This window comes from Alkalibacterium olivapovliticus (assembly GCF_003003275.1).
In the GTDB taxonomy this organism is placed as follows: domain Bacteria; phylum Bacillota; class Bacilli; order Lactobacillales; family Carnobacteriaceae_A; genus Alkalibacterium; species Alkalibacterium olivapovliticum.
Window position 1 is genome coordinate 1 of the sequence record NZ_PVTO01000053.1, and the last position, 5,154, is coordinate 5,154.

Annotated in this window: 4 protein-coding genes and 1 pseudogene; 4 read left to right on the plus strand and 1 reads right to left on the minus strand. The window is 32.4% G+C overall.

From position 1 onward, the window contains the following. The first annotated feature begins 152 nt into the window (after window positions 1-152). Genes CLV38_RS13310 through CLV38_RS13325 form a run of 4 tightly spaced genes read left to right on the plus strand, consistent with a single transcriptional unit; the run spans window position 153 to window position 4,763 of the window. The gene (locus CLV38_RS13310; RefSeq protein ID WP_106196440.1) at window positions 153-1,406 is read left to right on the plus strand and encodes an SAVED domain-containing protein; all 1,254 of its coding nucleotides are present in this window, start codon (window positions 153-155) and stop codon (window positions 1,404-1,406) included. Window positions 1,407-1,418: 12 nt separating this feature from the next. After that, window positions 1,419-2,516 (plus strand): SMODS domain-containing nucleotidyltransferase, encoded by a 1,098-nt coding sequence (locus tag CLV38_RS13315; protein ID WP_106196442.1) that lies wholly within the window; start codon window positions 1,419-1,421, stop codon window positions 2,514-2,516. Continuing rightward, window positions 2,509-4,323: a ThiF family adenylyltransferase gene (locus CLV38_RS13320; protein WP_106196444.1), complete on the plus strand. Its 1,815-nt coding sequence runs from the start codon at window positions 2,509-2,511 to the stop codon at window positions 4,321-4,323. The genes CLV38_RS13315 and CLV38_RS13320 overlap by 8 nt, the downstream gene beginning before the upstream one ends. Next, window positions 4,320-4,763 (plus strand): Mov34/MPN/PAD-1 family protein, encoded by a 444-nt coding sequence (locus tag CLV38_RS13325; RefSeq protein ID WP_106196446.1) that lies wholly within the window; start codon window positions 4,320-4,322, stop codon window positions 4,761-4,763. The genes CLV38_RS13320 and CLV38_RS13325 overlap by 4 nt, the downstream gene beginning before the upstream one ends. An 84-nt stretch (window positions 4,764-4,847) precedes the next feature. Here CLV38_RS13325 and CLV38_RS13330 read toward each other — a convergent pair. After that, window positions 4,848-5,024: pseudogene (locus tag CLV38_RS13330) on the minus strand (transposase); the annotation flags it as partial. Window positions 5,025-5,154 lie beyond the last annotated feature (130 nt).

Consider the following 5,154-nt stretch of genomic DNA (forward strand, 5'->3'; position numbering starts at 1 on the left):
TATTGAGAGTTAGTGGTAACTTCAATATAACATGAAATTCACATGGCGTTTTTTATATGTTAGCCTGAGTGGCTAACTTCATTATAAAATCCAGCACTTTAATACAATTGACAGAAAAACGGTATGTATTTCATTTGAAAGAAGGCATGAAATTGATAGTAGAGATTGCTTTAAGTAAAATACTTGAAGAAGTAACAGGAAATCTGATTTCTTCTAAAATAGAAAAAAATAAGGAAAATAAGGTTTTTAAAGATTTAAATCTAACTATTGAAAATTTTAATGAAGAATTTAGTGAATCAGAGTTAGACTCTCAAACCTTTGCAAAGTTCTTAAATAATAATCGTAAGGTAAGTAATTACTTCAGAGATTATTTAATCCAAGGAGATAGTTTACAAGATGAGGAAATGATATTAAATGAAATTATTGATGAGGCGATACTTGAGATTAATAAGAAAAGAGTAGAAAAAGCAATCTCTCAATTTAATAATCGAGAGATTCTTAAAGACTATTTCTATAGATTAAAGCACCATATAAAAAGTCAACGTAATAATAATCTGGAACTTAAGGACCGCATGTTAGTTATGAAAATTAGGGAAAACATCGACCAAGATATGACTAAAAAACTTTGTGAATTACGCGATGAATTGTACGAAATGATTAATAAAGAAAATCAACAGAAAAGCTTAGATAAAGATTTTGTCAAGATTGGTGTACGAACATATTTGTCTGGAACTGAAAAAATGCTTGAGAAATGTAATGAGTTTTTGGATTTGTCAGATTATTTTACTAATGATGGAAAAAGCATCAAAGAAGAATCTTTCTGGAATAATGAGATTAAAGAAAAAATTGAAGATTTTGCTAATAATAGTATTGAGAGTGCTGTAGAAACTGTAGTAATGATAGAAGCTGCTCAAACAATTGCATTTACTTTGGGTTATTATGCAAACTCTAAGTCAAATAAAATGCTTTACCCAATGCAAAGTGGAATACCATGGGTATACTCAACTGAGAATAGAATTGGCGAGAACGAATTGACAATTGATGTTGAAGAAAGAGAGGGGGAAGAGCTTTTAGTTCTAATAGATTTGATGGATTTAGGATTAGAAGATTCAATCGAAGACTCTTATCCATTAAATAACTTAGATGTGGTGAAAATCAAGCCTACTATTCCAGATAGAAGGTATGTTCTCAGTGGAGATCACTGCATGAAACTAGTTCATGAAGTTGATAACTTCTTGCAAAGGCTCCCAGTGAGATTGAAAAAGAAAAATTGGAAGTTCGCGTTTACTTCTCCAAATAGTTTTATTTTCCTATTAGGAAGACACGCTCAACAATATGGAAAAATTCAATTGCTTCATTTTGAAAAAAATGAATTTAAATATACAGATTCAATATCATTAGGATAAGGAGAAAACTATATGACAGAAGCAAAATTACATTTTATTGACTTCTTGAAAAATATTCGATTGTCTAAAAATCAAGTGCAAGATTTGGCTACAGGACATAAAACGTTGAGAAAAAGACTTCTCAATGATGAAAATTTATCTAAAGTAGTACAGACAACTTTTCTTCAAGGTAGTTACAGGCGCAATACAGCCGTTAAGCCTAAAAATGGAAGTCGATCAGATGTAGATATAATAGTTGTGACAAATATTGATCATGAGAAAACAACCCCACAAGAAGCACTGGATAAGTTTGTTCCCTTTTTGGAAAAATACTATAAAGGGAAATACGATATGCATTCTCGCTCTATAGGGATTGAGTTGTCTTACGTCGATTTAGACCTAGTCATTACTACTGAAATTGAGAATGAGCAAAATTTAAACTATATGAAAGCAGAAGATAGATATATAGAGGCAAGGTTGCAAAAATCTTTAAATATAGGCAATGACTCATATGAATATTCAGAGGTATATAATAGTATCTTTGTTAATTCTACTGATTCTAAAGCAAAAGATCCAGATCCGATTTTGATTCCCGACAGAGACAAAAATACTTGGGAAAAAACCAATCCACTTGCACAGATCAATTGGACTATAGAAAAGAATGGTAGTTGTAACAATCATTATATAAATGTTGTAAAAGCTATCAAATGGTGGAAAAAACAACATGCAGATCCCAAGTATCCTAAAGGTTATCCACTAGAACATTTTGTTGGTGAAGTTTGCCCTGATGGAATAAATAGTATAGCTCATGGTGTAGTAGAGGTTTTTGAAAGAATAGTCAAAAATCACTCTGTTAAACCAGTTTTAAAAGATCACGGTGTTCCAACACATGATGTATTCGCTCGTATAACAGATGAAGAATACGCAAAATTTTATGTATTAGTAGAAGAGGTTAGTCGACAAGCTCGCGATGCACTTGAAGAAACAGATACATCACAAAGTGTTACAAAATGGAGGGAACTATTTGGGAATGAATTTCCAGCACCTTCAACTCTGTCAAATGAAAAAAATGAAACATTTACAGAACGAAAATTAGTTACTCAACAAATAGGAAATCCAAGATTTGGATAGAGAAGAAAGCTATAAATGCATACTGGAAGCTAGAAGAGTATTGGACGAGTATGGAGACGATTGTGAGATTTTAGAGGATTTAAAACTATTTGGTGGCAAATGGCTACTGAAGTTAAAACTGAAAAATAGAGGTGATGCTACAGAAAAAGTTCCTTTATTTACTTCTTGGCATGTAGTGATAGATTTAGACTATCCAAGAGGAATCATTAATTTTTATCCTTCAAAAGAAGATGGTATCACATCAATCTTTCCACATCAGTCGCCACATACAAATGAAGAAAGCGAATATTACTATAATAGTAATATATGCCTTGAGCAATACAGTCCCGATTTAAGAAGGGAATCTAACAACACCTATAAACTTTACTCATACGTATCAAAAGCATTAGATTGGATTGAAGCGGCATCAACTAATTCATTGTTACAGGTAGGTGAACCTTTTGAAATTGTAGCTTATCCTTTTCAGACTTTAAGAAGACAAATTCTTTTTACAGAAAACAGAGAAAGCTTTCTTATGTGGCAAAAAGTTAAAAGTGTTGCCGGATTTTGCAATCTAAAGTCTGGAAGTGTACTAGCTGGACAAGATAATATGTTGTTCTATTTGACTGATTTCTATGAAGGAGAAAAAAGGTACAAAAACAACAATTCAAAGGTTATATCCTATGGGTGGGGAGATTATGTCACTAAAGAAAAAACAGAAGAGAAAAAAGGAATATGGATTAAACTTAAAACAATGCCGTTAATTGAACCGTGGGAGGCGCCTAGGACTTGGACTCATTTAATAAAAATATTAAATTCTAATGGTGTAAAATTCGAGCAAGAAATTGTGCCTTTATTAAACGAATTAAGAGACGGATTAAATCATTTTATGATATTAGGTTTTCCAATTCCTGAAATTACAGGAGAAGAGAATACTGAATATTTTTGGCAAGGTATAGAATTACCAATATTATCAAATCCTCAAACAAGCAATAAGTATTTTAATGGATTTAGAAAAAACAATATTGGATACAACTATGTTGATAGAAAACTGCATTTTAATAATAATACTACTATTAATTGGATTAGTAGTGAAAATTGGGCAGCAAAAAATTTGATTAGTAGAGGGAGTCTTCCAAGAAGTATAAATCAGTTAAGTTATCTCTTAGTTGGCGTTGGATCTGTTGGATCTAAGATTGTCGATCTAATGGTTCGAATGGGAATAAGAAAAGTCGATATTGTTGATCCGGATCTAGTTTTAATCGGAAATTTGACACGCCATGAACTCTCAGCAACTGATTTATATCAAGGAAAGGCAAGACAGATGGTGGAAAAAATTTCTAAGAGCAACATTCATTTCACTGGAAAAAGCTATTATACCAATTTCGATAAATTTATCCAAAACAATCCCCAAAAAATCGCGGAATACGATGTCGTTATAGAGACAACTGGTGAAAATGAAGTGTTGGAAGCTCTAGATGCTTTAAATGTTAATTCAAAAGTATTCTCTATTTCAATTGGTTTGGGCGCAAAAAGACTTTATATAAATTCTAATAAATCAAGTAGTCAGTCTTTTAATAACTTTCTGTCTATAATTCAACCTTGGTTAGATAAAGATGTAAGTGAATTTTCGGGAGTAATTCCACGAGATGGTATTGGATGCTGGCACCCTTTGTTTCCAGCTAGATTAGATCATATCAATTTATTATGTAGTAGTGCTGTAAGTATTATGGAAAAAGATTTAATTGATGATAAAGATTATATGACGGTTATTGAACGAGGGGATCTTGGAACTACTAAAATAATTATTAGGGATGAAAACATTTGAAACTTTTATTTAGTAAGATGATAAAACAGGTGATGATAAAGCAGTATACAACATCCTTACCGAAAGAGACAGGAGGAATACTCTTCGGATACTATAGTTTGGATTTGGGAACCGCCAATATTACAGATGCCTTTTACAATATTGAAGATTCAAGAGGAAAGTTGAGAAGCTTTTATAGGGGCAAAAAAGGGTTTAAAAGATTTTCAAAAAAAATGTGGGCAGAAGATAAATACTATTTAGGTGAATGGCATACACATCCGTTTTCTTTACCAAACTTGAGTAATCAGGATAAAGAAGAAATGTTCAAAATAAAGGAAACTAAAAAGTATAAATGTCCAGAGCCAATTCTGGCGATAGTTGGAGAGGTCGATAATCAAATAGTTATTCAGACCTATATTTTCTTTAAAGATGATATTTATTGTGAAAGAATTAGTAGTTAAAAAATACACGATTAACCGATGGGGGGTCAAGTCCATAATATTGTTTAAAATGCAGTACACTGCTTTATAGCTTTAACCTATAGGTTAAAATTGAATATATTTTCTGGTAGATCTCAGCCAGTCTTCGTGGCGATCAATAAGAACCGCACCGATCAAACGATTGTCAGAGGCGTAATTCGGAAAGATTCGGATAACTTTTTCTCTGCGCCTGACTTCTTCGTTTAACCGTTCAAAAAGATTTGTGCTCTTTAATCTCGATTGACCTTTACCGACAACGGCCTATTGAAAGGCATCTTGGGGGTGCGGATGTTTTCTTGGACTTTTTTAAGCAACTAAACCTAGATTCTTTCTGTATTCAATCGGACTGAGTCCTCCAAGGGATATCTTGATT